This is a genomic window from Rhizobium cerradonense (genome assembly GCF_030182455.1).
GTDB lineage: Bacteria > Pseudomonadota > Alphaproteobacteria > Rhizobiales > Rhizobiaceae > Rhizobium.
Genome location: NZ_JAQJCK010000016.1, coordinates 76,785 through 101,085 on the forward strand (window position 1 = coordinate 76,785; position 24,301 = coordinate 101,085).

Consider the following 24,301-nt stretch of genomic DNA (forward strand, 5'->3'; position numbering starts at 1 on the left):
TCAAGCCTCATCGTCCCAGACGAGGACGCGGATCGGCGTCGGATCGAAGCCGTTGCAGGGATTGTTGATTTGCGGGCAATTGGAAATGACGATCAGCACGTCCATCTCGGCCTTGAGCTCGACATAGTCGCCCGGTGCGGAGATGCCGTCGACGATGGTCATCTCGCCGGTCGGCTCGATCGGCACATTCATGAAGAAGTTGATGTTGGGCACGACGTCGCGCTTGCCCATGCCATGTTTTGCGACCTCCAGAACGAAATTGTCCCGGCAGGCATGGAGATATCTGGTGCCGTGGCCGAAGCGCACCGTGTTGCTCTCGCAGGAGCATGCGCCGGCTGAAGTGTCGTGACGTCCGCAACTGTCGGCCGTCATCCTCAACATGACGCGACCTTCGTTGGACATGATCTCGGTGCCCGTTGTGACATAGGCCGCACCCTGCTCGCGCATGGTGTCTTGGCTGGAATAGCGTTCGGAATGATCTTCTGCGTTGTAGAACAGCGTGTCGATCGCCTGCTGGCCATAGCTATCCTCGATGCGCAATGTCTGGCCTTTCCGAACCACCGTCGAGAACGGCGCTTCTGCGGCAATCAAGTGATCCTGCACGGCGTTCTCGAGCGTGCGGAACGGAGCGGTCTGGATAAAGTCGGTCATGATCGTCTCTCCACTGCTCACAGGTCGGCGGATGCGTTGTTCTCGAAGCCGCGTACGGCCTCGGCGGTGGCGGTGCGGCACAGGTCGTCGGAACTGGTGGGCCGGACAGCCAGCCGCGTCACGGTCACCGGCTTCGGTGCGTATGTCGGGCTCGGATCGAGTGGATGAGGGCAATTGGAAAAGCCGACAATCATATCCATCTCGGCGCGCAGCTCGACATAGTCACCGTCATGCGGCAGCTCCGACTGCCATGCGAACTTGCCGTCCACATCAACGCGAACGGGAGCAAAGAGAGCGAGCACGGCGGGAATGTCGCGCTTGTCCAATCCGGCCTTGGTCGCAAGTTTGATGAAATTGTCGCGGCTGTTGCGGGTGCCTTCGCCGTATTTCGCCAGGTTTGAGGCGGCAGTCGAGCTGCCCATCAGGCAATCATGTGCGCCGGAAGAATCCTCGGTGATGGAGAACATCACGCGTCCCATGTCGGAGAAGATCACCCGGCCTTTCGAAAGGGCGGTGGTCCATTGCATCTTCACCGTATCGGGCAGATTCAGCCGCTCGCTCGTATCGGCCGCATTCCAGGCGGCGAGCGAGATGGTCGAGAAGCCCTGTTCCTGGGCAATGCGCAGCGTCTCACCGCGCTTGACGCGTGTCGACCAGTACCAGCCGCCGGGTATGACTTCCTGATGGACGATCAAAGCCGCATCGATCGGCGGGGCGGGCAGGGGGCTCGGGGTCGGCAAGGCCTTGGGTGCGAATTCCAGACCCTTTCTCTGATGTTTTTCATAACGGGCGCGGTTGGCGGCGATTTCTTCCGGCGAACGTCTGACGTGCTGCATGGCTAGATGTCTCCCGACGGTGCCAGGTCGTCCCGGCGGTGCCCCCTTGAAGCGATCGGGCCGTCCCGGTCGGAGCTGAAGATCGAGGCTGCGCCGGCAGTACGCGGCGGCCAGATGGAAATGTCCTTGGTAATCGTCGCGCCGTAGCGCTCCTTCTCTTCCGGCCGGTCGCGGCGGCGCTCGAAGGCGACAACCCTGGTGGCAAGCGTGAAGGCTTCGCGCATGTCATGCGTGACCATGACGACGGTCATCTGCGTTTCGTGCCAAAGCCGTTTCATCAGCGTGTGGATCTCGGCGCGGATACCAGGGTCGAGCGCGCCGAAAGGCTCGTCGAGCAATAGCACCTTGGGGCGCATGATGAGCGCCTGCGCCAGCGCCAGGCGCTGCTGCATGCCACCGGAAAGCTGGGCTGGATACTTGTTTTCGGCGCCGGCAAGGCCGACCTCCGCGAGGAGTTGCCGCGCCTCGTCGATCGCGTTTCGCCGCGCCGCGCCGAAAAGCCTGGCCTTGTAGCGCGAGCCGGCAAGCTCCTTGCCGAGCAGCACGTTGTTGAGTGCGGTCAAATGCGGAAAGACCGAGTAGCGCTGGAAGACCACGCCACGGTCGGCGTCGGGCTCGCTAGGCAGCGGCGCGCCATCGAGAGAGATCGTGCCTCTGGTGGGCTGTTCCTGTCCCAAAAGCATGCGCAGGAAAGTCGACTTACCGCAGCCGGAGGGACCGACGAGTGCGACGAAGGCGCGGGAGGCGACCGTCAGCGACACATCCTCGAGCACGATCTGGTCCCCGTATTCCTTCCAGACCTTTTCTATCCTGAGTTCGCTCATGCCTGCTTCTCCAGTTCGGACCAGGGGAAGACGGCGATGCGGAGGCGATCAAGAAGATAATTCATGAGCACGGCGAGTAGTGTGATCCAGACGACGTAGGGAAAGATCACATCCATCGAGAGATATCGGCGAACGAGAAAAATGCGGTAGCCAAGGCCGGAATCGGAGGAGATCGCCTCGGCGGCAATCAGGAACAGCCAGGCCGGCCCGAGCTGGAGCCTCAGGCAGGTGATCAGCCGCGGCAGGATCTGCGGCAACACGACGCGAAGCGCGATCTGCCAGGAGGAGCCGCCGAGCGTCTCAGCCTTGACGATCTGCTCGCGCGGCAATTCCAGCGCCTTCAGCGCCAGGTCGCGGATCATCGTCGGTGCAACGCCGATCACGATAAGGGCGATCTTGGAGGTCTCGCCAAGGCCCATGACGATGAACAGTATCGGCAGCAACGCGAGCGGTGGCACCATCGAAATGACTGCGACGAAGGGCGACAGCAGTGCCCTGAGATAGGGCAGCATGCCGATGAGCATGCCGATGCAAAGCGCGATTGCCGTGGATATGCCGAGCCCCGACAGGAGCCGTACCAGGCTCGCCCAGGTGTCCGACCACAGCAGGTATTCTCCCGTGCGCGGGTCGGCGATGAAGGCCATACGGTTGATGGCGTCGGCAAAGCCGGCAAGATTGGGCAGCAGCTTGTCATTGGCGTTTTCGGCAAGCCGTGCGGCTGAACCGACGGCATAAGCGACGATCAGCAGTAAAAAGGGCAACAGCGTCAAGGCAAGCTGCGCACCCCGGCTAGGCCTGGTATTGATCCAACGCATGAAAGGCTCCGCGGATGAAGGGATCTGGCGGCGCGCCGGCGCCGCCAGTGAAGGTATCGCTCAGAGCGAACCGTCGGCGGCCGCCTTCATATAGGTCTCCGTGAAGCGCAACTTGACGTTCGCACTGTCGCCGAGAACCTTGCCATCGGGCATTTCGATGCCGATGACGTCAGCCGAAGGCGCTCCATTGCCGAGCAGACCCTTCTGGAACAGGAAGCTGCGCACCAGATCCATCGTCTTCGGCAGGTTCGGCGAGGTGGTGAAGGCAACCGCGTCGGCAGGCTTATCGAAGAGTTTGGTTGCGGCGAGCTGCGCCTCGAAACCCTTCAGGTCTGTGCCCGATGCGGCCCCCATCGCCTCGCGGGCAGCCTTGCCTTCCGGTGTGTCTGCCCTCAGCAGCGCCGCCGTTTCATACCAGATGCCGGCCAACGCCTTACCGAAATTCGGATTGTCCTTCAGGATGTTGCTGTTGGCGGCCATCAGGTCGATGATCTCGCCCGGCACCTGCGAGCTGTCGAAGACCTTCTTGGCGGAAGGCTCCTCGAGAATGGTCGAGACCAGCGGGTTCCAGGTAACGACGGCGGAAACATCCGGCGTCTTGTAGGCCGCAACCATATCGGCGTCGGAGGTGTTGACCACCTTCACGTCGCGCTCGGTAAGCTTGATGCTGTCGAGCGCGCGGGCGAGCAGATAATGCGAAACCGAATACTGAACCAGATTAATGTTCTGGCCCTTGATGTCTGCGAGGCTTGCCTTGTCCTTGAGAATGACGGCGTCGTTGCCATTCGAAAAGTCACCGACGATAACGGCAGTCGTGTCGACGCCGCCGGCTGCCGGGATCGAAAGGCCATCCATGTTGGTGAGCGTAACGGCATCGAAGGCGCCGGCCGTATACTGGTTCATCGACTCGACGTAATCGTTGAACTGGGTGACTTCGATGTTGATGCCGTATTTGTCGGCCCATTTCTTGACGATGCCGTGATCGGCGGCATAACCCCAGGGCATCCAGCCGACATAGATGGACCAGGCGACCTTGAAACTGGTTTTCGGCGCGGCGCTTGCGGCAGAGCCCAGCCCGAAAGCCAGCGATACCGAAAGAGCCGTTACGGAAAGGATCTTCGAAAAAGTCTGCATAGAAATTCCCCTTTTGCTTTTTTTCAAAAAGGGATCGGCAAAGACCATCGCGCCGCCAATCCCTTGGCTTACGAGGTCTCCCGGGCTTTTATCCCGCCGTGCATCCGGTGGGATTTCTCCCCCAGCCGGTGGTGGCTCTCGGACCAGCACGCTCCGAAGAGGAACGCCGGAACCCTAGCCACCAACTCTGCGGATAAAGAAGCAAGGTCCATGCCACTCCCAAATATGCATGATAGACGCGGTCCGAAGCATGATCGCGAACGGCAGCTACGTCATTCAATGCCGCTATTTTGATCACGCTGCCCAGAATTTCTGCCGGCGTTCCCGCGGGGTCCTTCTTCGTCAGTTGAATAAAGATGCCCAGATCGTTCACCTCGGCGCTGCCGCCGTTGCGATAGAAATCGTGCAGGGCGGCCTCGAAAGCTGGCCGTGCTTTCATGCCGTTTCCTCTCCGAGTATTTTCACTGGCCGGTCCCACTGAATAAGCACGACACAGCCGGTATCGCTCCAGACCGAATGTTCTGTGCCGGGGGCATTGACGATGTAACTGCCGCGGCCGTAGTCGCCGGCCTCGTCGGACTGCACCCCATCGAGAACGAAAATGGTTTCCAGCCCCTCATGGCGATGGCGGGGAACGGACGCGCCGGCTTCGTATTTCAGGAGCGCCACGCCCGGTTGGTCGCCTTCGAAGGGGCGAATCCAATGGATTGTCACCTCTTCACGGAACGGCCCGAATTCCAGATCCTTCCAGCCGCCTGATGTGAGCAGTTCGCGGGTCGTTTCAGGCATGGGCGATGCTTTCCAGGATATCGTCGACACGAGCCGTCCAGCCGACGATGGCGCCCTGGGCGCGGATCATGGCAATGGCGGCGGCCTTGAATTCGGGGAAGTAGCTTTCCGTCGCCTCCTCGGCGAGCAGGCATTCATAGCCGCGGTCGTTTGCCTCGCGCATCGTCGTCTGCACGCAGACTTCTGTCGTTACACCCGCAAAGACGAGCTGCTTGATACCCTTCTCATGCAGGACATCGCCAAGTTTCGTGGCGTAAAAGGCGCCCTTGCCGGGTTTTTCAATGACGACCTCGCCCTTGATCGGCGCAAGCTCCGGTAGGATCGCCGTGCCGGGCTCACCGGAGATGAGGATGCGACCCATGGGACCCTTGTCGCCGATCCTAAGCATCGGATTGCCGCGGTCGCGTTTTGCCGGCGGCAGGTCGGAGAGATCGCGCTTGTGGCATTCCATAGTGTGGATGACCGGCAGGCCGGCGTTGCGGAAGCCCTGGATGAGGCGTTTGACATCGGGGACGATTCTGACGATGCGACTGACATCATTGCCAAGGCTGGCACCAAAGCCACCGGGTTCGGCGAAGTCGCGCTGCATGTCGATGACGATAAGGGCAAGCTGGTCGTGTTTCACCGGAAAGGCGAAGGGTTCTGCCTTGATCTCCGCCATCAGTGATGCCCCGCCATATGCGCGCCGATCACACCGATATCCGCCGAACGCGCCGGTGTCTCATAAACCAGCTTGCCTTCGGAAATCACCATGATGCGGTCCGACATTTCGAGCAGCTCGTCGAGATCTTCGGACAGCAGTAAAACGGCCGTACCGGAATTGCGCGCCTTCATGATGCGGGCACGGATCTCGGCGACAGCCGAGAAATCGAGGCCGAAACAGGGGTTCGAGACGATGAGCAGGTCCACCTTGCCCGTCAGCTCGCGGGCGAGTACCGCGCGCTGCACATTGCCGCCTGAAAGCGCTGCAATCGGTGAGGCGGCGGATGCCGTTTTCACCTTGAAGTCGGAGATCAGCGCGCTGGCGCGCTTCTTCATCTTGCCCTTGTTCAGCCAGATCGCATCCTTGCCGTCCGCTTTGAGATCGAATGTGCGGAAAGCGAGGTTTTCGCTAACGGTCATACGAGGGGCACACGCGTTCTGCAGCGGTTCTTCGGGGATGAAACGAACATTGTTCTTGCGTGTCTCGGGGCGGGTTGCGCCATAAGCCTCGCTGTTGACGCTCACATGGCCGCTTTCCGTCGGCCGCTGTCCGGCGAGGATTTCCGTCAGCTCTTTCTGGCCGTTTCCGGATATGCCGGCGATGCCGACGATCTCGCCCGAGCGCACCAGGAGCTTATCGATCTCGATGCTCTTGAGACCGGAGCGGTCCGGTGCCTTGACCTGCTCGATCGTCAGCACTGGCTTGGCGTTTTCTGAAACGGGAACGCGTGTATCGAGTTCGGCAAGCTTGACGTCGCCAATCATCATCGCCGCCATGTCAGCGGTGGAGAGTTCACCGACCTTGCCGGCGCCGACCAGCTTACCACGCCGAAGGATCGAGACAGCATCGGCGAACTTCGTGACCTCATGAAACTTGTGCGAAATCATCAGCACGGTCAGTTCACCGCGCTCGGTCATACCGCGCACGAGGCCAAGCATCTCATCGGCTTCGGCCGGCGTCAGCACCGACGTTGGCTCATCCAGCACCAGGAAGGAGCGGCCGAGATAGAGCTGTTTGACGATCTCCAGCTTCTGCTTTTCGCCGGCGGCAAGCTCGCTCACCGGTCGATCAAGCGGGATCTTGAACGGCATGCGCTCCATGAAGGCGGCCAGATCCTTCCGCTCTTTCGCCCAGTTGATGATACCAGGCACTTGCGCGCGGCTGATGACGAGGTTTTCAGCCCCCGTCAGCGAGGGGACCAGCGTAAAGTGCTGGTAGACCATGCCGAGACCGTAGGTAGCGGCGTCTTTGGGCGAGGTGATTGCCACTTCGCGGCCGTCGACGGAAAGCGACCCCGACGTGGCGTGATAGAAGCCCATGATGCATTTGACGAGCGTCGACTTGCCGGCACCGTTTTCGCCGAGCAGCGCATGGAAGCTGCCGGTAGGCACCTTGATCGAGACACGGTCAAGGGCGGTGAAGCTGCCGAAGCACATCGTCATGTCGATCGTGTCGATGCCGACGGCCTTGCCAGCTCTCGGAAGGGGCGTATCGCGGACCGTGCTCATGGCAAAGCCTCGATCAGCGTCTTAGAATTGGAGACAGAACCGAAGACGCCGCCCTGCATCTTCACCATCTTGATGGCGGCGAGGTGATTGCCGTAGTCGGTCGCGCCGCAGCAGTCTTCCAATAGCAGGCATTCGAAGCCGCGATCGTTGGCCTCGCGCATCGTGGTGGACACGCAGACGTCAGTGGTGATGCCAGTCAGGATGATATTGTCGATGCGCTTCTGGTTGAGGATCAGTTCCAGATCGGTGGCGCAGAAGGAGCCCTTGCCGGGCTTGTCAATGATGGTCTCGCCCGCAAGGGGATAAAGTTCGGGAATGATGTCCCAGCCGGGTTCGCCGCGCACGAGGATGCGCCCACAAGGTCCGGGATCGCCGATGCCGGCATTGATGCGACGCGAGCGCCAGCGCTTGTTGGCCGGAAGGTCCGCAAGGTCGGGCCGATGACCTTCACGGGTGTGGATGATGTGGTAGCCCTTGGCGCGCATGTCCGCCAGCACTGCCTTGATTGGCTCGATAGGCGCCTGGACCAGTGACAGATCATAACCCATGTGATCGACATAGCCGCCCTTGCCGCAGAAATCAGTCTGCATGTCGATGATGATGAGGGCGGTGTTGTCCGGCCGGAGCGCGCCATTATAGGGCCAGGGATAGGGGTCGGCGTCGACATAGGTCGGCTTCCCGGGGATGACGGCTGTTGCCAGACTGTTCATGGATGATCTCTCCTATTTGGTGAGCGAGAGTGCACCCGGCGCACCGGCGAGCGAGCGCGTGGGCGACGAGGTAATGATCATGATGACGAGCGTGAGCACGTAAGGGGCGGCATAGAAAAGATAATAGCCTTCGGTCACTCCGACCGACTGCAACGCCGGGCCGAGCGCCCCAGCGCCGCCGAAGAGCAATGCTGCGAGGAAGCAGCCGATCGGATTCCACCGCGCAAAGATGACGAGCGCCACGGCCATCAAGCCTTGGCCGGAGGAGATGCGTTCGTTCCACGAGCCTGGATAGTAGAGCGAGAGATAGGCGCCGCCGATCGCCGCCAGCGAGCCGCCGACGGCGGTGGCGATCAGGCGCACGCGATCCGGATTGACGCCCATGGCGCGTGCAGCATCCGTGCTATCGCCGACGACACGCAAAATGAGGCCGACACGTGTATTCTTGAACGCCCACCGGAGGGCGAAGGCGAGCATCGCGCCGAGGATGAACAGCACGTTGATACTCAGCGCCGCTTGGATCTGCGGCAGGCTGGACCAGAATCCGAACGGAATTGCCGGCAGGTGTGGCGCCGCCGGCTGGATGAACGGTTTTCCGAGGAAGAAGGCGAGGCCCAGGCCAAACTGCATCATGGCGATGCCGATCGCGATATCGTTGACCTTCGGCCATTTGCAGATCCAGCCATGCACGGCGCCGAAAATTGCGCCGGTCGCCATTGCAGCGAGTACGCCGAGCCAGGGGGAGCCGCTCATGACGGCGACAGCGTAAGCGGTCATGGCACCGAAGACGAGCGTGCCTTCAAGGCCGAGATTGATGCGGCCCGAACGCTCGGTGATCGTCTCGCCGAGGCTGACGAAGATGAAGGGCGTCGAGACGCGGATCGCGCTGGCGAAGATGGCGAGGGGCACTCCCCAGAGGCCGATTGCGGTGTCGTCCATCATTCGCTCCTTTTCCAGAGGTCGGGATTGAAGATCTTGAAGCGGCCGTAAAAGGTCTCGCAGAAGAGGATGACGATGAAGAGCGTGCCCTGCAGCACCAGCACCGTGGCATCCGGCAGGCCCATGCGGCGCTGGATGAGGCCGCCCGCGGCATTGATGCCGCCAAGCAGGATCGCGACCGGGATAATGGCCAGCGGATTGTGCCGAGCGAGGAAGGCAACGAGAATGCCGGTGTAGCCGTAGCCAGCGGCAAGCGACGCGTTGGCGCTGCCCTGCACGGCTGTGACCTCGATCATGCCGGCAAGCCCGGCGAAACTGCCGGCGATCGCCGTGAAGCCGGCAATCAGCCGGCCGACCGGCAGGCCCTGGATCTGCGCGGCGCGGACATTGCCACCGGCGATGCGGGCCGCAAAGCCGTAGCTCGTCACCTCGATCAATACCCATGAAACGATGCAGGCGACGACGCCAATGACGAGACCCCAATGCACGTCCATGCCCGGGATATGGCCGAGCATGTAGTCTTGCGGCAACGGCTTGGTCGAGGGCTTGTTGAGGCTTGCAGGATCACGCAGCGGCCCTTCGACGAATTGGTTCATCAGGGCGATGGCGATATAGGAAAGCAGCAGCGACGAGATGGTCTCATTGACGCCGCGGTAATGGCGCAGGAAGCCGGCGAGGCCGATCCAGACGCCGCCAACCAGCATGGCAGCGATCGCCATGAGAATGAAGGTCAGGAAGGCCGGTGCCGAGCCGACGAGTGGCAGAGCCATCGCCGCGGCGGCTACGCCGCCCAGAACGACCGCCCCCTCTCCGCCGATGATGACGAGGCCGAGACGGGCAGGTAGGGCAACGCAGAGTGCCGTCAGGAGAAGGGGTGCCGCACGGCTGAGGCTGTTCTGCACGGAAAACCAACTGCCGAAGCCGCCGGTGTACATGAGTTGGAAGAGCATTGCGGGCGATTTGCCGATCGCCAGGATGAAGAGGGAGAAGAGCGCAAGACCGATCACGATAGCCGCAAGGCCGATGACAATCGGCTCGGCCCGCCGCGCGATCCATTCAAGGGTTGGGCGCAGCGAAGCCGGTTTTTCGGAAGCGACTGATATTGCGGGATCATTGGCCTGGACAGTCATGGCGCTTCTCCCTTTGCGGTTTACGCCGTGGACCCGACGACGCCTTCGACCAGGTAATTCATGCTTTCAAGCTCGATCGCGTCTTCGGCGTAGCTCTTGTCGGCGGTCACGACTATGTTGCCCTTGTTGTCCTTCAGCGGCCCCTTGAAGACCGAGAACTCACCCTTCATCATCTCGGCATGCGTGGCCTCGAAGGCCTTGCGGCCTGCTTCGGAAACGCCCGGGCCGAGTGCGCTCATCTTTACGAAGCCGTCCTTCAGGCCGCCGCGTACGAAGTTGCCGAGCTTTTCGCCTGCCTGCGCCTTCTTGACGAAGTTGCTGTAGACGTTGCCCCAGGCCCATTCGGCACCGGTGAGATATTTTTCAGGAGCAAGCGGGCTCTGGTTGGCGTGGTAGCCGCAGATGAAGGCACCGCGGCCACTAGCAGTCTCGACCACCACTTTGGGGCTGTCGACGTGGCAGGTGATGACGTCGGCGCCCTGATCGATCAGTGCGTTGGTCGCTTCGGCCTCCTTGACCGCGAGCGACCATTCTCCGGTGAAGATCACCTGGCAGGTGATGGTGGGATCCACGGACCGAGCCCCAAGCAGGAAGGCATTGATGTTTTGCAGGACCTGCGGGATCGGCTTGGCGGCAACGAAGCCGATTTTCTTGCTCTTCGTTGCATGGCCAGCGGCGATGCCGTTCAGATACTGACCTTGGAAGATATAGCCGAAATAGGAACCCGTATTGGCCGGATGCTTGCCCTCCTGCCAGAGGCCGCCGCAGTGGCGGAACTGGACATCGGGGTATTTGGCGGCCATGGCCAGCATATGGGGGTCGAAATAGCCGAAGGAGGTTGGGAAAAGCAGGGTCGCGCCATCGAGGTTGATCATCGATTCCATCGTCTTCTGGACGTCGACCGTCTCGGGCACGTTCTCTTCTTCGACAACCGTGATGCCCGGCAGCGCCTTGACTGCGGCTGCGCCCTCGGCATGCGACTGGTTGTAGCCATAGTCATCCTTCGGGCCGACATAGATGAAGCCGACGGTGAGGGCTGTCTGCGCAAGGGCCTGGGAGGAGAAAAAGCCGGGTGCTGTGCCGACGAAGAGGGTGGTGGTGGAAGCCTGAAGGAAACGGCGGCGGTTCATGGAAAGGAGTCTGGTCATCGGAATGCTCCCCGTGCGGCGGTTTTGCCGGTTCAACTGATTGCAGAAAAGTGTATGCAATGCCCGTGCCAGATTTTATTGCATTGATTTTACATAAAAATTTCCGGGGTTGTTTAGGGAAGATGTTAAAGTGTATGCAATTTTAATCTCAATCAGGCCAAAGATTGTGCATAGCCTATAAAATAGCCGTATAATCATATGGGCAATAGCGATTGAGTGCACGCTGGCTTGGATTCGCGCGAGATATTATTCAATATAAACAATATAATATTGCCAGTGTTTGACTTTGATCAGTCGGCGCTACATGTGTATGCAACACGCAACAAAACAGAATCAATTCTTGAAACAGGTCAGACGCAGAGAGATCATCCGGGCAGGAACGACCGTCGAGCAGATGGTGCGGGCAATAGCCGACATGATCGTGACCGGGCAGATGCTACCGGGCGAGAAGCTTGACGAAATTTCGCTGGCCGCCCGTTTCGAAGTATCGCGCACGCCGGTGCGCGAGGCGCTGCGCGAACTCGGGGCAATGGGGCTTGTCGAACGCGAGCCGAACCGCAGCGCCCTCGTCACCAATGTGACCGAGACCTATCTGCATTCGATGTTCGAGGCGATGGCGGAGCTTGAGGCAATCTGCGCGCGGCTTGCGGCCGAGCGAATGACAGTCGACGAACGGCGCATGCTGGAAATCGAGCATCACGCTTCCGCACGCCTTGTGCATCTGGGTGCGGAGGAAGACTATGCCGCCCATAATACCGAGTTTCATACTCGGCTCTATCGCGGCGCGCACAACGAACACATCTACGAACTGGTCACGCAAAGCCGAGCGCGGCTTGCACCGTTCCGTCGCGCGCAGTTTCGGTTACCCGGCCGGTTGGCGAAATCCTATGACGAGCACGACGTAATCGTGACGGCGATCATGCGAGCGGATGGCGCCGGCGCTGCGCAGGCCGCATATTCCCATGTGGAAATTGTCAGCGACGTTAGCGCGGTCTTTGCCAAAGCAAGTGAAAGCTAGCTATGCGCTAGTGGCATCCTGATTTGTCCTTTTCACATCCAATCCGGTTCATCGTCACGAATACGGGCGGATAGCTGTAGTCATGCTTTTTCTTGTCTGTCGCGGCATCGACTAAGGCGACTGCCACCATTGTTACAAGACCGTTGTTGCTTGCTGCCGCCATGCGGTCATGGGATGTTTCATCGAAAGGCTGAGCGCTTGCATAACCGGTCCTGTAGCCCGGGGCTTGGCAGTGGACGGAAACCGGGCGTGAGGCGTAGCCGTAGTCAGGCACTCTAATTTCTGCGGGGGTCTTCACAGAGGCACGATACCCCTCGCTATCCAACGCGCAGTCGATGCCTTCCAATTCGGTTCTGGTGGAAAATTGCGCGTCCTTCTTCCGGACATCCTCGTAGGTTCGTACCGTAACAATCTTCTGGCCTTTGAGGGCCGGGATGTCCTGACCGGCAGCGCGCTGTGGTGACAGCACATCGCCGTACTGTACGCCTTTCGCGGTCGGTGTGGCCACAACGCTCATCGCGATAGGCTTTGCAGTTTGGCACCCTGCCAATGCCGCAACGGTGACTACGGAAATGGCGCAAGAACGGATTTTTGCTTTCATCATACAGCCTAAAAATTGGAGGAGGCGGTGGTTCAAGTGACGCGCCTCGCTGGCAAATGGATAAGACTCATATCGTGGCTGGCGGACTCGCTTGTGCCATTGCACGGCGGCTATCAACCTCTGATTATCCCGATAAATCAAAAGCACTACCAACCAATAAACAGAATGTGGTGCATTTTGCGCAAAGCAGCGCATTGCGCTCTCGCCGACCTCCGGGCTCGATATTTGCGGGTTCTGAGAAGCGGAATGAGGCTATTGATTGGTGCGTAAGCACCTAAAAAGCCTGGAAAATTCCAGTTCGCTGTAGTCGCCCGGAGCCCAGGAGCAACAGGATCAGGGTTCCCCAATACAGGCCTGCCCAAGACGAGGGCGCCATGTCGTTTTGTGAGTCTCAATCCAATCATCAGCGTATCGAAAAGACCGCCACGCATGATCCGTAGCCACAGCTCTTCCTAATACGATGACATGGCCGTTACTTCGGGACCTCGGTGGCCTGCTGCTTGAGCTGGACCGACCGCAGCGCCGCCACCGCTGCGCTGCCCTCGGCTTTTTCTTCGCCGCCGACCTGCACGGTTGGCTGGGCGAACTCGATCCCGTTCGATCGGAACGCATCGCGGATCATCGTATAGGCTCGGCGGCGCACGGCGGACTGATGGCCCGGCACGGTGGTGAATGCGAAGCTGAGCTCGATCCCGAATTCGCCGATCTGCTCGACGCCTTTCATCTTCACCGGCTCTATGATGAATGGGGCAAGCTCAGGATCTTCTTTCATCTCCGCACCAATGGTTTTTACCAGCTTTTTTACCATGGCGATGTCGGTGTCGAATGCAACACGCAGCATGAACTTGTCGATCACCCAGTCCCGGCTCATGTTCTGCACCGCACCTAGCGCCCCGAAGGGCACGGTAAAGATCGGCCCGCGGTGGTGGCGCAGGCGTACCGAACGAAGGCTGAAGGATTCGACAGTGCCCTTGTAACTGCCGCTCTGGATGTATTCGCCGACGCGGAATGCGTCGTCGAGCATGTAGAAGATGCCGCTGATGACATCCTTCACAAGCGTCTGCGAGCCGAAGCCGAGGGCGACGCCGAAGATGCCCGCGCCTGCAATGAGGGGGCCGATCTGGACTCCCAGTTCGGCGAGCACGGTCAGTGCCGTCGCGGCGAGCACGAAGACGGCCAGCGCGTTGCGGAAGATCGGAAGCAGCGTGGCGATGCGGTGCTCGCTCGCGGCCTCGCCGCCATGCGCGGAAGGATCGGCGGAGAAAGTCTGCAGCTTGCTGTCGATGAAAGCCTTGGCGATGTGCCAAACGAGATCGGCAACGAGAAGAACGACGGCGCTCTTCAGCAGGCCGTAGGTAATGGCGCTCAAGGTGGGATCCTGATGCGCCAACGAATCCGGATTGAGGTGCCACACCATTGCAAGCCATGCGATGGCGATCGCAATGACGACGGCCCGGCTACCCCTGGCAGCGACAACGGCCTTGAGGTCTTTCCGGTTCTCTCCCATTGCACGCTCGACAGCGCGCCCGACGAGGCGAAGCAGGGGCGGCAGGATCATGGCAAAGATCCCGAGCCAGGCAAGACCCTTGAAGTTCAGCAGCCAAAGCAGCCAGACGGCAAACAGGCAGAGCGATAGCGCAAGTTTTCGCGAACGTGACGATGAATTGCGGGTCCAGACGGCTTCCAGGGCGAGCGCGAACAGGAAGATCGAGAAGCAGAAGGAAATCGCCTGGTTGACAGGTGGCGGGACGCCGAGTGGAGGCCCAAGGGTCGCGGTCGCTATTGCAAAGAAAAGCAGGCCTGCGAACGCCTTGATTCGCCGACGCAGGCCTATGTCCGGGGTTGCAAGCGCCACTGCCGCCGAGAGGCAACGATAAGCCACGAAAGCGATGAGATAGGTCAACAGCACGATGCGCACGAGAGGCGGCCAGTCGACCACGAAGAAGACGATCGCCATGGCTGCGGTAAAAACGGCAATCGGCAGGAACTCCGCGGCAACCGGAGACGACGAGGCGCGATGGGACCATTGTCGCCGGAATACGGCTTCGACCGCTGCGCCGAGCAGTACGAGCCCGCCCAGCAGCACGACGATCGGAGCATATCCGTGGTCGATTGCATCGGCCCGCCCTCGGCGCATGGCCGCGGCGATTTCACCTGGAATCGTCGGTATGGCGGCGACAATGCCGCCATACCGCGAGCGAGCGCGATTGTCCCAGTCGGCAAGCGGTGAATCATCCGGTTTTGCAGCCGGCGCGGCTGCGGAACCGGCCTTGCGGCTATCAAGCCAGGCCTTGACGTCGGGATCTTGCAGCAGGCGGACGAGTTCATCGACTTTGGCATCCGAGGTTTGCTGCTGGGCATGCGCCGCGGGTGCGAGGAGAAGCAGGCCGAAAATAAAGACTGTGGCGACGGCAAGATATGCGGACTTCATGGCATGCTCCTCTGTCGGCCCTGAAATTGGAGCATACAAGTTCCCTACAGGGGAGTACGTTACGGTAAACTCGGCGTAACAACTATCGCGCAGGGCATTTACGGTCCTTGTTACGGTAACGTACTTCCTGAAAGTGGGCGCCGGATCATACTCCTGAAAAAGGTGCCGGCGGGAGTCTGAATGGTCTGATGGACAAGGGGAGCGGCAACGAAAGAGCCCCGGTAGGTACGCGGGAACGCGGCATGTGGCGGTTGATGTTGAAGCTGCCGTCAATTCGCGGCCGCCTTCAGATTCTTGCCACGAAGCCCTCTTCGCTTGGAAATCTGTTCGAAGCCTATGACGACGCGTGCTCCACGCTGGACCGGCTTCGTAGCGAATCCACCGGCGACCGCTCGCCCATGATCGAAGAGTACACGGACATCTGCGCGGAAATTGAATCCGAAGTTATACAATATTGCCTCGAACGCGGTTCGAGCGTGCCGAAATAACCCGCGAACTCGCGTCAAAATCAATCACGTTTTGGTTTTGTTAGAGACTTGTATTGCAACCGTTTGTTTTCTGAGTGATAAATTCGTCTGTTCTACTTTAGCTGGACCAATGTGTGCGGGGGCCGCCATGGACGCTGAAGAACACGACACGAGGGCTTGCGAAGTTTCCGAAGCAGACGCCAGAGCCGAGCTCGACAGGCTGCTCTCCGACCCAAGGTTTCATGCGACGGATCGGGCGAAGGCAATTCTCGGATATATTGCCGAGCAGGGATTAAGCGGGCGTGCGGAAGGGGTCAAAGCCTATTCCATAGCAATCGATGTGCTTGGACGCACCAGCAGTTTCGATGCCTCCCTCGATCCTATCGTCCGTATCGAGGTTAGCCGGCTTCGTACTGCGCTCAGCCAGTATTACGAAGCATACGGCTCGCCGCGCGGAATCATGATCGACCTGCCAAAGGGGCGCTATGTCACGATTTTTTCCGCATCATCCTTGCCGGAATATGAGATCGGCGGTGAAGCGGCAGAGGCCGAAACAGCGAGGAGGGAGCTGGAGGAATACATCGGCCCCCTCCAAACTTCGCGTTCGAAACGTTCTCCGGTTGCAGGGTGGCAGGCATGGGCAGCGATTGCGGCAGTCCTTGGCATGGGGACGGCGCTCATGTGGGGAATGTCTGAGATTGCTCCGGCAATCACTGTCCGCCCGGCGGTCTCGGTCGAGATGGTAGCTGCCGACGCCGCATGGAGCGGAGAGGCAAACGCGACGCGTGAGATGCTGCTGACCGCCCTGACCCAGTTTCGGACGCTGACTGTCACAGAGGCTTTGCCCCCGGACAGACTGCAGTTTGCGGCACACCGTTCTTCCGACGCAAACGCCTATCGGATCGAGATGAAGTATTATGGCGACGGGAACGATAGAAGCATCTGGTGGCAGATAGCGAACCTCGCGACCGGCGAAGTGCTTCGGTCCGGGGTCGAAAGGGAGGATACGGCAGGCAAGAGCCCCGCGGCCGTTAGCATGAATCTCGCGGCGTCTCTAGCCCGAAGGTTTGCCTCGAGCGATAGCGTGATCAATAACGCGGAGACCTATGGAAGCGCTGCAGGTTCGCTTGGAAACGCTTGCGTGCTCCGCGCAGAGCGCGCGCTCGAGGACCGAGACTCAGCGGTGATTGCGAGATCGATGAACTGTCTGGAGCGGACAATAGCGAAAAGTCCGGACGATGCAGATGCCGGCGCAACGCTCGCAAGGGCGCTGCTGACAGGAGAAGAGGGTGTGATCGACCAGGCGACGCTCGCCAGATCCTATAAACTCGCAAGCCGCTCCGTATCGCTTGCGCCGCGTTCCGACCGGGCGCAAGTCGCCCTGATGATGACGCAGTTTGCCGCCGGCTGGAACACGACAGCAATAGACACAGGCAACAGGGCCATGTCCCTCAATCCGAACAATCCGGATGTTGGCGCAACGCTCGCCACGGTTCTTTTTGCCTCCGGCTATTTCGACGCAGGCGTCTCGCTGGCACGGGATGCCGGGCGCAATGTCGACGCCGTGCCAGGCGATGCGGTTATCGTTCTCGCTCTCGACGCCTATCGCAGGTCCGACTGGTCCGAGGCCTCGTTGCTGGCCGAGCAGGTGCATCGCGGCGACTATGTGCTGAAGGTGCTGAGGATCGCCGCACTGGCTCAGCTCGGATCGAGCCAGGCTGCCCCGCGGCTCGCAGCCATGCAGAATCAGGATCCGGATTTCATTCGCCTGTTTCATCAAAGAATGGAGCAGAGACATTATCACCCGTCCATTACTGCAAAGCTCAAGGACGGCCTGACGAAGGCCGGTGCGGACTTCAAAGCCGCCGACCGGCTTGCCAGCGCATCCTAGAGGCGGGGGATGTCGGAGAAAGGCCGCCTGTCGGCAGTGGCTCTTACTATTCCGGTGGCTTCTCACGCCGCCGACCTGTTGCCTGCCATGGCTCCGCGATTGCCGGTTACAGAGCGCTTGGCGTCAACTACAGCAATGGCAGCCTCACCGAGGATATCATGGAGCACGGCCCGATGGTGGGTGCGGTATTCCACTTCTGACCGGGGGAGGGCAGGCAGGCCCGGCCCCCGGCTTGCCGCCATCAGCCCTGACTATTCGAAAGCGAAGATCTTCTTCCAGTCATTCTTCATGTCAACGACCAGCCAGTTGCGGCGTCCGGCTTCGTCGAGCGCCTTGTCCAGCTTCCCAAACGCGGACTGGCGGTCGTAGGCATATTCGCGATCGCCGTCCGTATGGTGGATCAGCATCGCAAAGCCCGGGCTCTTCGCCGCGGTCGTCCACCGCATCATCTCGTAATCGCCGTCGGAATTGCCTGCAACGAAGATCGGCTTGCGCCCGATGAACTTGTTGATACCGGCAGGCTTGCCAGGGCCATCGTCGATGAAGTCGATTTCCGGTAGACGGTTCAGGACAGGTACGTCGTCGACGATCGCAAATTCGGTGGTGATTGTGCTTCCCACCACCTGTTCCGGCGGGATGCCATAGGCCTTTTCCGTAATCGGCCGCATGAACTCCACGCCGCCGCCGGAGACGATGTAGGTCTTGAAGCCGTTGGCGCGCAGATAGTCGAGCAGTTCGCGCATCGGCAGATACGTCATCTCCGTATACGGCTTGCCCGTCTTCGGATGTTTTGCCGTTGCGAACCAGTCCGTGACGATCGAGGCGAACTGGTCAGTCGTCATTCCGGCATGCGTTGCCATGCCGAGTTCGACGATGCCCTTCTCGCCGCTCTTCGCGATCCCTTTCAGATCGCCGGCAAGGATGGATTTGAACGGTTCCTTCTCCTTCCATTCCGGGTGTTGCGGCGCCGATGTCTTCACCCGGTCCAGCATGAAGCCGAGTTGGACGTAATAGGGCTGTTCGGCCCAGAGCGTACCGTCATTGTCGAAGACGGCGATGCGATCTTCAGGCGCGACGTAGCCTTCGCCGCCATCCGTCACCGTTGCCTTGACGAAGGCCATGATGCGGCTCTTCGCGGCCGTGTCGTTCCATGACGGCAGCGACTCCTGCGAGAAGGCGGGACTGACGAAGCCCGCCGCCAGCGTAAACACGGCAACAATCAGCGAGGCGAGGATCGTTTCGGTGTTCCGGATCGGTCTCATCGGATATCTCCTGTCACGCGGTCGTTCTTTTCACGCAGCGGAAGCCGACATGGCTTGTGGACGTATCCTCCGGCTCGGCATGGCGGGCGGCCGGGCGATAACGACGGCAATAGTTCGGGGCGCAGAGATGCGAGCCGCCCTTCAGCACCCTCCGCGGGATGCGGATTTGCGGTTGCATGGGGTCGTAGCTCGCATCTGCCGGTCCGCCGTGGGGATTGCTCGGGATGCAGCAGGATTTGGCGGCAGGTTCGGTGTGCCGTGCTGACCAATAATCGGAGGTCCACTCCCACACATTGCCGATCATGTCGTAAAGGCCGTAGCCGTTCGGCGGGAAAGAGCGCACGGGCGAGGTCCGTTCTTTTCCCGCAGGCTTGGTGCTGAGCGTCGGAAATGTTCCCTGCCACGTATTGGCCATCGGGCGACCGTCGGGCATGAGTTCATCCCCCCAGGCGAATTCGGCGTCGTCCAGGCCACCGCGGGCGGCAAGTTCCCACTCCGCCTCGGTCGGCAAATCGAGGCCTGCCCAGTCCGCATAGGCCTTGGCATCACACCAGGCGATATGGACAACAGGATGGTCCAGCTTCCCACGCAGGTCACTCAGTCCGCCGAGCGGACGGCGCCAGTTCGCGCCGAACTTGAATTTCCACCACTGCGTTATGTCCGGGCCAGCAACATTCTTCGGCTGGAAGAAGACGAGCGATCCTGCCTTCAGCATTTCGGGGCGTGCGCCCGGATAGTCTTTGGGATCGGGAGCCTTCTCGGCGAAAGTCACGTAGCCGGTGGCGTCGACGAATGCCATGAACTTCCGATTCGTCACCGGCGTTTCCTCGATCCAGAAGCCGTCGACCCGTACCGGATGGGTAGGGGCCTCCTCCGGATAGTGGTTGTCCGATCCCATCGTGAAGGTCTTGCCGGGGATCCAGACCATGCCCTCGGGGCCGCCGTCCGCTGTCCGCTCGTTTTCGAATGCCAAAGCCATCCTTGCCTCCGAAATTGAAAGAACAGCTTTGCCTTCGATGCGGCTGTTCGGAAGTACGTTACGGTAAATGCCCGGCGGCAAATGTTACCACCGGCGTAAATTTACGGAAGTGGGCGAAGCCGCGCCTGGATTGAGCGGTGGCAGGGCACCGCCCCGCAAGCTGCCTGGAGCAGGTTTTGCGATGTGCGACCTGCGAACAGCATCCGCCAACGCCTGCCGGTCGAATGGAGCGCCATCGGTTCCGGAACCGAAGAGGGCTTTTTCTATGGCCTCTATCTGCGATCGCAAGTCGGGATCGGACGAGGCGGTCATCCATGTCGAAATCGAGGAATAGCCGACCACTCGTGTCCAGCGCATCAAAGCCTGATAGACGGCACTCTCTTCATCACCGGCGATTGAGTTCATCAGCCGCTTGAATTCCACGTGTTCCGAGTTTGGGCGCGGGCGACGCCAGGCTCGCATTCCGTTTGAAAACCGTGGCAGGAAGCGCCGACCCGCCCATAGGACGGCAACGCAAAGAGCGCAGCCCGAGGCCAGTGCCGCGGCCGTCAAGGTTCGGGAACGGCTCGGCGCCGTCTCCTGCCGAAGCTCGGGCGCGATGATGTCGGACGATGCCGGTGCATCGATGACGGTGACGGCCACAGTCGGCAACGTGGTGGTCCTGGCCTGATGCGCGTCGACATCGAACCATGGATAGGAAACCGCGGGGATGCGGAAGGTGCCGGCCTTGTCCGCCGTGTAGACGATGGTCTCTATGCGCCTGCTTCCCGTCGTATTTCCGCTCACGATGTTATCCGCGATCTGCGGTGGCTTTTGATATTGCCTGAGACCGGCAGCCTCGCCGATGACGACCTGCGGTATCATCATGGCCTGTGTATCCTCGCCGAAGACGGTCACAGTCCGCACGATCGCATCACCGACCTTAAGCTGTGAGGGATTCCGGTCGAAGGACTGGGTGAGCGCAATCTGCCTGGCGGCAAAGGCCGGTGTCTGTTGTCCGGATGCCGAACCGATGACATTGAAGCCGATGGAGGGGAGTTGCACCGTTCCCTTGACCCGTCTCCCGTCTTCCGAATAGCCGAGCTCGATCGGCACCGACGGCAGGGTGAACGTTCCCAATACCTCCGGAACGACGGCATAGGTCCTGCGAATTCCGGAATATTGAACGCCATCGATGGTCTGCAGCAGATTTTGCGGGCGCTCGTTCGCGAGCGTGACGACGGCGTTGGGAAGGTCGAACAGCGGGAACTGCGGAGGCGAGGTAAAGAAATCCGGAACGAAGACGTCGACGATGACGTGCACCTGCTGGCCAGGCACAATCTGGCCGTCGTCATCGACGCTTGCACGAGCGAAAGGTTCCGCCGCCAAGCAGGAAGTGGCGGCCAACAGAGAGAGGGCAAGGCCCATGGCTGCCGATCTCATGGCGTCTTTTCCCGCGTTTCGAGGGAGAACTTCCGTGCCATGAGATCCGCCGGGCTCACCTGGATATTCTTCATCCACATCTCCGACGTCTGTTCGGCGATGTCGATCCTTCCTTGCTTGCCCTGTTTGCCCTTGTCGTCGAATTGCACCTGATCGGGTTTCTCGTTCGGCTCCCCTTGCTCGTCCTGTTCCTCCTCCTGCTTCGCCTTTAGCAGCGCTTCGGCGATTGCGAGATTCGCCTGCGCGTCCGGCCAGCCCTTTCGTCCATCCAGCGCCCTCTTGTAAGCCGCGACCGCCTCGTCGAACCTTTCAAGGTGGAGCAGCGCGTTTCCCTGATCATACCAGCTCTCGGCTGTGTCGACGGCGGCGAAGGCGTCGACGGCTTCCGCGTATTTGCCGGCGCGATAGAGCGCGGTGCCCTTCCACATCGGATCGAGAAAATGCGCCGATGCCGCTGCATAATCGCTGCGCTCGTAGGCAAGCCGGCCCTGCTGGTCTGATGTCAACCACATGTCCGCGAGGCTGCCGGCATCGACCTCGGTGGGCATCACCATTCTCCCAGCAAGAACGATGCCGGCAAAGCGTACGACCCAGCCGCGCCGGAACGATGCCGCGTAGAGAATGACGAGGGGGATGACCGCCCACCATCCCATATCGCGCCAGCGATCGCCTTCCTTAGCCTGCTTCTGTTCGAAATTCGTCCGGATGCGCTGCATTATCCAGCGCACGTCCGTGTCGTCGTCGGTGATTGTCGCGACCTCCGTGCCCGTCTGCGTATGCAGGCGCTTCAGACCCTCGACATCGAGTTTGGCGAAGATGCGTCCGCCGCCCGCATCCGTCTCGAAGCCGCCGTCCGGTGTCTTGACGGGACCGCCTGCCGCCGTGCCGACGCCGAGTACGACAATGCTGCGGCCCGCTCCGCGTTTGAAAGCTTCAAATGCTCTCTGCTCGATACCGTCTGTCATGAACAGGATCGTGCCGGTCGTCTCCTCCTTCGAGAGGAGCTCTTCGGCAAGCTGGAGCGGCCTAGTCGAATCCTTGCCGGGGACGGGCATGATGCGCGTCGCCAGGGCATCCGTGTAGGTTTCGGTGAGAGAGGCGTCCTCTGTGAAAGGAAGGACGAGATGCGCCGTTCCCGCATAAGCGACGACAGCCGTCCTCGCACCTTGCCGCTCCGCGATGACATCCCTGATTTTCAGCTTGGTGCGCTCAAGCCGCGAAGGCGTAACGTCGATCGCATTCATCGTCACCGACAGGTCGACGGCGATGACGAGCGGCGCCGTATTTTCGACGAACGGTGGAACCTCCCGCTCCCAGGTTGGTCCTGATGTCGCGATCGCTGCTGCCGCCATCGCGGCGGCAAGGAGCCAGGAAGGCCGAAACCGGGAGCCGCCCCTTCCCTTGATGACGAGGCTGTCGAGCAGGTGCGGCGCGATGATCCCTTTCCATCGGTTGCGGGCATCGCCGGAGCGGGAGGACAGCCAGAGCAACGCGACCGGAAGCGCAAGCGCCAGCAGCCACCATGGACGCAGGAAATGGAAGTCCTCGATCATGCCGCCACCTCTCTATGCAGGAGGCTGCGGATGCCGCACAGTCCATAATAGACCACGATGAGCGCGATTGATGCACCAAGAGGCCAATAGAAGAGTTCTATGCGCGGTTGCCAGGAAAGCGTCTTCTGGTTCACCGGCGTAATCCGGTCGAGCACGTCGTAGATGGCAGCGAGCGCGGTTTGATCTTCGCCAAAGAAGTAGCGCCCACCGGTGCCTGTGGCGATCTTTCGGAGCATTTCTGTATCGAGCTTGTCCTCGCCGGTCGCGGCCGGATCACCGATTCCGACGGTATGAACAACGATCCCCTTGGTCTTGGCGATTCCGGCAGCCTTGGCAGGCGGCATCTTGCTGGCGGTGTCGTTGCCGTCGGTCAGCAGTATCAATTCCTTCTCCGGAACGGTCGTCTTTTCGAACATCTTGATCGCCAGCCCGATGGCGTCGCCGAGCGACGTGCGGGGACCTGCGATGCCCGGCACGATCTCGGCGATCATCGTCTGCAAGGTGGCATGGTCCATGGTAAAGGGGACCAACGGATATGGCGCATCGCCGAAGGCGACGAGGCCGATCCTGTCGCCGGGTCGCTTCGATACGAAATCGGAGACGACCTTCTTAACGGCATCGACGCGTGCCTCAGTGCTTCCGTCCGCGGCGCGGAAATCCTTCGTATCCATCGACTGCGATAGGTCGAGTGCGAGCATGATGTCTCGCTGCGGCTCGACCTTCTCGATCGGCGGCTCGACGAATTGCGGACGCGCGAGGGCGAGCAGCATCAGGCACCAAGCGAGCGTCTCGACGATCAACTGTAGCCAAGTCCGGCGCGGGATGACCGAACCTTCCGTCGGACGGATGCCGGCGGCGTCTGCAACCTGCTCGAAGAAGGGGATGCGAACGGCCTCCGACGTTTGCCGATGCGCTGGAAGAAGCCACCAGACGAACAGCGGCACGGGAAGAAGAAACAGCAGCCATGGATGGTCAAGCTGATACATGATGGTGTCCGATCCAGCTTCGTGCGGCCGGGACCGCTTGGTCGACGACATCCGGCGGCGGCTCTGCATTGCCGTGGTATTCAAGATCGTCGAGCAGTCTTTCCAGGGCGGTACTCGCTTTCTCGTCGCCATGTTCGCTCAGGAAGCGAACCCAGGCCGCGCCGGCGATCTCTGCCACGGCCGGCCGGCCCCAGCCGGCCAGCATGACGCGCTTCAGAAGGGCGGCGAGTTCGCGCAGCCCGTCTCCTCGCGCGACCGGATCGCGGATTTTCTCTTCAATCTCGGCGAGTTGGGCGAGCGCCTCGCGTCGATAGGCGTTTGCGCGATAGGCCTTCAGCCAGCGCAGAAAGACGACCAAGAGAACGACGACGAGAATTGTCGCCAATACGGCCCATCCCCAGGTCTGCGGCATCCACGAGACCGGCGGTGGCACGGCGATGTCCCTGAGGGATCGCAGGGCGATCTCGGTCATCGGATCGGTCGTCGGAGTGGCTGGTCCCATGG

Annotated in this window: 23 protein-coding genes and 1 riboswitch; of the genes, 3 read left to right on the top strand and 20 right to left on the bottom strand. The window is 60.7% G+C overall.

The window, feature by feature from the left end; translation table 11 throughout:
• The 12 genes from PH547_RS26760 to PH547_RS26815 form a co-directional block, all read right to left on the bottom strand.
• On the bottom strand, positions 1-651 hold the full coding sequence (locus PH547_RS26760) for an urea amidolyase associated protein UAAP2 (RefSeq protein ID WP_285169897.1): 651 nt from the start codon (positions 649-651) through the stop codon (positions 1-3).
• A 17-nt stretch (positions 652-668) separates the two neighbouring features.
• Entirely contained in the window at positions 669-1,487 is an 819-nt protein-coding gene (locus PH547_RS26765; RefSeq protein ID WP_285169898.1) for an urea amidolyase associated protein UAAP1, read from the bottom strand.
• A gap of 2 nt (positions 1,488-1,489) precedes the next feature.
• Positions 1,490-2,311, bottom strand: coding sequence for an ABC transporter ATP-binding protein (locus PH547_RS26770; RefSeq protein WP_285169899.1), 822 nt, complete (start codon positions 2,309-2,311; stop codon positions 1,490-1,492).
• Positions 2,308-3,126 carry an ABC transporter permease gene (locus tag PH547_RS26775; RefSeq protein ID WP_285169900.1) on the bottom strand — a complete coding sequence of 273 codons (819 nt, stop codon included), beginning with the start codon at positions 3,124-3,126 and terminating at the stop codon, positions 2,308-2,310. The genes PH547_RS26770 and PH547_RS26775 overlap by 4 nt, the downstream gene beginning before the upstream one ends.
• Positions 3,127-3,186: 60 nt before the next feature.
• The gene (locus PH547_RS26780; protein WP_285169901.1) at positions 3,187-4,260 is read right to left on the bottom strand and encodes a putative urea ABC transporter substrate-binding protein; all 1,074 of its coding nucleotides are present in this window, start codon (positions 4,258-4,260) and stop codon (positions 3,187-3,189) included.
• Between the two features lie 75 nt (positions 4,261-4,335).
• A riboswitch (guanidine-I (ykkC/yxkD leader) is annotated at positions 4,336-4,449 on the bottom strand.
• 246 nt (positions 4,450-4,695) lie between these two features.
• Positions 4,696-5,049, bottom strand: coding sequence for a cupin domain-containing protein (locus tag PH547_RS26785; protein ID WP_104827642.1), 354 nt, complete (start codon positions 5,047-5,049; stop codon positions 4,696-4,698).
• A complete protein-coding gene (locus tag PH547_RS26790; RefSeq protein WP_283052603.1) occupies positions 5,042-5,710 on the bottom strand; it encodes a cysteine hydrolase family protein in 669 nt (222 codons plus the stop codon). The genes PH547_RS26785 and PH547_RS26790 overlap by 8 nt, the downstream gene beginning before the upstream one ends.
• Positions 5,710-7,260 (bottom strand): ABC transporter ATP-binding protein, encoded by a 1,551-nt coding sequence (locus PH547_RS26795; protein WP_285169902.1) that lies wholly within the window; start codon positions 7,258-7,260, stop codon positions 5,710-5,712. Before PH547_RS26795 ends, PH547_RS26790 begins: the two co-directional genes overlap by 1 nt.
• Positions 7,257-7,970 carry a biuret amidohydrolase gene (gene biuH / locus PH547_RS26800; RefSeq protein ID WP_104827639.1) on the bottom strand — a complete coding sequence of 238 codons (714 nt, stop codon included), beginning with the start codon at positions 7,968-7,970 and terminating at the stop codon, positions 7,257-7,259. Before biuH ends, PH547_RS26795 begins: the two co-directional genes overlap by 4 nt.
• Before the next feature lie 12 nt (positions 7,971-7,982).
• Positions 7,983-8,909 (bottom strand): ABC transporter permease, encoded by a 927-nt coding sequence (locus PH547_RS26805; protein ID WP_285169903.1) that lies wholly within the window; start codon positions 8,907-8,909, stop codon positions 7,983-7,985.
• Entirely contained in the window at positions 8,909-10,039 is a 1,131-nt protein-coding gene (locus tag PH547_RS26810; protein WP_285169904.1) for an ABC transporter permease, read from the bottom strand. Before PH547_RS26810 ends, PH547_RS26805 begins: the two co-directional genes overlap by 1 nt.
• 20 nt (positions 10,040-10,059) lie before the next feature.
• A complete protein-coding gene (locus PH547_RS26815) occupies positions 10,060-11,187 on the bottom strand; it encodes a BMP family ABC transporter substrate-binding protein (protein WP_285169905.1) in 1,128 nt (375 codons plus the stop codon).
• A gap of 310 nt (positions 11,188-11,497) precedes the next feature.
• Here PH547_RS26815 and PH547_RS26820 point away from each other — a divergent pair, with 310 nt between their 5' ends.
• Positions 11,498-12,205 carry a GntR family transcriptional regulator gene (locus PH547_RS26820; RefSeq protein WP_285169906.1) on the top strand — a complete coding sequence of 236 codons (708 nt, stop codon included), beginning with the start codon at positions 11,498-11,500 and terminating at the stop codon, positions 12,203-12,205.
• Positions 12,206-12,212: 7 nt separating this feature from the next.
• On the opposite strand, the gene PH547_RS26825 is transcribed toward PH547_RS26820, so the two are convergent.
• Together PH547_RS26825 and PH547_RS26830 are read right to left on the bottom strand one after the other, a co-directional pair.
• Entirely contained in the window at positions 12,213-13,001 is a 789-nt protein-coding gene (locus tag PH547_RS26825) for a hypothetical protein (RefSeq protein WP_285169907.1), read from the bottom strand.
• 277 nt (positions 13,002-13,278) lie between these two features.
• Entirely contained in the window at positions 13,279-15,237 is a 1,959-nt protein-coding gene (locus PH547_RS26830; RefSeq protein ID WP_285169908.1) for a mechanosensitive ion channel family protein, read from the bottom strand.
• A 188-nt stretch (positions 15,238-15,425) separates the two neighbouring features.
• Between PH547_RS26830 and PH547_RS26835 the strand changes: the two genes are divergently transcribed.
• Complete coding sequence (locus PH547_RS26835; RefSeq protein WP_283052593.1) at positions 15,426-15,725, top strand: hypothetical protein; 300 nt, start codon at positions 15,426-15,428, stop codon at positions 15,723-15,725.
• Between the two features lie 127 nt (positions 15,726-15,852).
• Positions 15,853-17,595 (top strand): tetratricopeptide repeat protein, encoded by a 1,743-nt coding sequence (locus PH547_RS26840; protein WP_285169909.1) that lies wholly within the window; start codon positions 15,853-15,855, stop codon positions 17,593-17,595.
• A gap of 251 nt (positions 17,596-17,846) precedes the next feature.
• Here PH547_RS26840 and PH547_RS26845 read toward each other — a convergent pair whose 3' ends face one another.
• From PH547_RS26845 to PH547_RS26870, 6 genes are all read right to left on the bottom strand, one after another.
• Positions 17,847-18,857 (bottom strand): HAD family hydrolase, encoded by a 1,011-nt coding sequence (locus PH547_RS26845; RefSeq protein ID WP_285169911.1) that lies wholly within the window; start codon positions 18,855-18,857, stop codon positions 17,847-17,849.
• Between the two features lie 13 nt (positions 18,858-18,870).
• The gene (locus PH547_RS26850) at positions 18,871-19,836 is read right to left on the bottom strand and encodes a formylglycine-generating enzyme family protein (RefSeq protein ID WP_285169912.1); all 966 of its coding nucleotides are present in this window, start codon (positions 19,834-19,836) and stop codon (positions 18,871-18,873) included.
• 84 nt (positions 19,837-19,920) lie between these two features.
• A complete protein-coding gene (locus PH547_RS26855) occupies positions 19,921-21,258 on the bottom strand; it encodes a BatD family protein (RefSeq protein ID WP_285169913.1) in 1,338 nt (445 codons plus the stop codon).
• Positions 21,255-22,811, bottom strand: a complete 1,557-nt coding sequence (locus tag PH547_RS26860) for a VWA domain-containing protein (protein ID WP_283052585.1) — start codon at positions 22,809-22,811, stop codon at positions 21,255-21,257. Before PH547_RS26860 ends, PH547_RS26855 begins: the two co-directional genes overlap by 4 nt.
• Entirely contained in the window at positions 22,808-23,797 is a 990-nt protein-coding gene (locus tag PH547_RS26865) for a vWA domain-containing protein (protein WP_283052584.1), read from the bottom strand. Before PH547_RS26865 ends, PH547_RS26860 begins: the two co-directional genes overlap by 4 nt.
• Positions 23,784-24,299 (bottom strand): DUF4381 domain-containing protein, encoded by a 516-nt coding sequence (locus PH547_RS26870; RefSeq protein ID WP_285169914.1) that lies wholly within the window; start codon positions 24,297-24,299, stop codon positions 23,784-23,786. Before PH547_RS26870 ends, PH547_RS26865 begins: the two co-directional genes overlap by 14 nt.
• Between the last annotated feature and the right edge of the window lie 2 nt (positions 24,300-24,301).

What these genes read in the sequence shown, in the direction of transcription:
- PH547_RS26760 (WP_285169897.1), bottom strand. Translation starts at nt 651, where the DNA reads ATGACCGACTTTATCCAGACCGCTCCGTTCCGCACGCTCGAGAACGCC.
- PH547_RS26765 (WP_285169898.1), bottom strand. Translation starts at nt 1,487, where the DNA reads ATGCAGCACGTCAGACGTTCGCCGGAAGAAATCGCCGCCAACCGCGCC.
- PH547_RS26770 (WP_285169899.1), bottom strand. Translation starts at nt 2,311, where the DNA reads ATGAGCGAACTCAGGATAGAAAAGGTCTGGAAGGAATACGGGGACCAG.
- PH547_RS26775 (WP_285169900.1), bottom strand. Translation starts at nt 3,126, where the DNA reads ATGCGTTGGATCAATACCAGGCCTAGCCGGGGTGCGCAGCTTGCCTTG.
- PH547_RS26780 (WP_285169901.1), bottom strand. Translation starts at nt 4,260, where the DNA reads ATGCAGACTTTTTCGAAGATCCTTTCCGTAACGGCTCTTTCGGTATCG.
- PH547_RS26785 (WP_104827642.1), bottom strand. Translation starts at nt 5,049, where the DNA reads ATGCCTGAAACGACCCGCGAACTGCTCACATCAGGCGGCTGGAAGGAT.
- PH547_RS26790 (WP_283052603.1), bottom strand. Translation starts at nt 5,710, where the DNA reads ATGGCGGAGATCAAGGCAGAACCCTTCGCCTTTCCGGTGAAACACGAC.
- PH547_RS26795 (WP_285169902.1), bottom strand. Translation starts at nt 7,260, where the DNA reads ATGAGCACGGTCCGCGATACGCCCCTTCCGAGAGCTGGCAAGGCCGTC.
- biuH (WP_104827639.1), bottom strand. Translation starts at nt 7,970, where the DNA reads ATGAACAGTCTGGCAACAGCCGTCATCCCCGGGAAGCCGACCTATGTC.
- PH547_RS26805 (WP_285169903.1), bottom strand. Translation starts at nt 8,909, where the DNA reads ATGGACGACACCGCAATCGGCCTCTGGGGAGTGCCCCTCGCCATCTTC.
- PH547_RS26810 (WP_285169904.1), bottom strand. Translation starts at nt 10,039, where the DNA reads ATGACTGTCCAGGCCAATGATCCCGCAATATCAGTCGCTTCCGAAAAA.
- PH547_RS26815 (WP_285169905.1), bottom strand. Translation starts at nt 11,187, where the DNA reads ATGACCAGACTCCTTTCCATGAACCGCCGCCGTTTCCTTCAGGCTTCC.
- PH547_RS26820 (WP_285169906.1), top strand. Translation starts at nt 11,498, where the DNA reads ATGCAACACGCAACAAAACAGAATCAATTCTTGAAACAGGTCAGACGC.
- PH547_RS26825 (WP_285169907.1), bottom strand. Translation starts at nt 13,001, where the DNA reads ATGCGCTGCTTTGCGCAAAATGCACCACATTCTGTTTATTGGTTGGTA.
- PH547_RS26830 (WP_285169908.1), bottom strand. Translation starts at nt 15,237, where the DNA reads ATGAAGTCCGCATATCTTGCCGTCGCCACAGTCTTTATTTTCGGCCTG.
- PH547_RS26835 (WP_283052593.1), top strand. Translation starts at nt 15,426, where the DNA reads ATGGACAAGGGGAGCGGCAACGAAAGAGCCCCGGTAGGTACGCGGGAA.
- PH547_RS26840 (WP_285169909.1), top strand. Translation starts at nt 15,853, where the DNA reads ATGGACGCTGAAGAACACGACACGAGGGCTTGCGAAGTTTCCGAAGCA.
- PH547_RS26845 (WP_285169911.1), bottom strand. Translation starts at nt 18,857, where the DNA reads ATGAGACCGATCCGGAACACCGAAACGATCCTCGCCTCGCTGATTGTT.
- PH547_RS26850 (WP_285169912.1), bottom strand. Translation starts at nt 19,836, where the DNA reads ATGGCTTTGGCATTCGAAAACGAGCGGACAGCGGACGGCGGCCCCGAG.
- PH547_RS26855 (WP_285169913.1), bottom strand. Translation starts at nt 21,258, where the DNA reads ATGAGATCGGCAGCCATGGGCCTTGCCCTCTCTCTGTTGGCCGCCACT.
- PH547_RS26860 (WP_283052585.1), bottom strand. Translation starts at nt 22,811, where the DNA reads ATGATCGAGGACTTCCATTTCCTGCGTCCATGGTGGCTGCTGGCGCTT.
- PH547_RS26865 (WP_283052584.1), bottom strand. Translation starts at nt 23,797, where the DNA reads ATGTATCAGCTTGACCATCCATGGCTGCTGTTTCTTCTTCCCGTGCCG.
- PH547_RS26870 (WP_285169914.1), bottom strand. Translation starts at nt 24,299, where the DNA reads ATGGGACCAGCCACTCCGACGACCGATCCGATGACCGAGATCGCCCTG.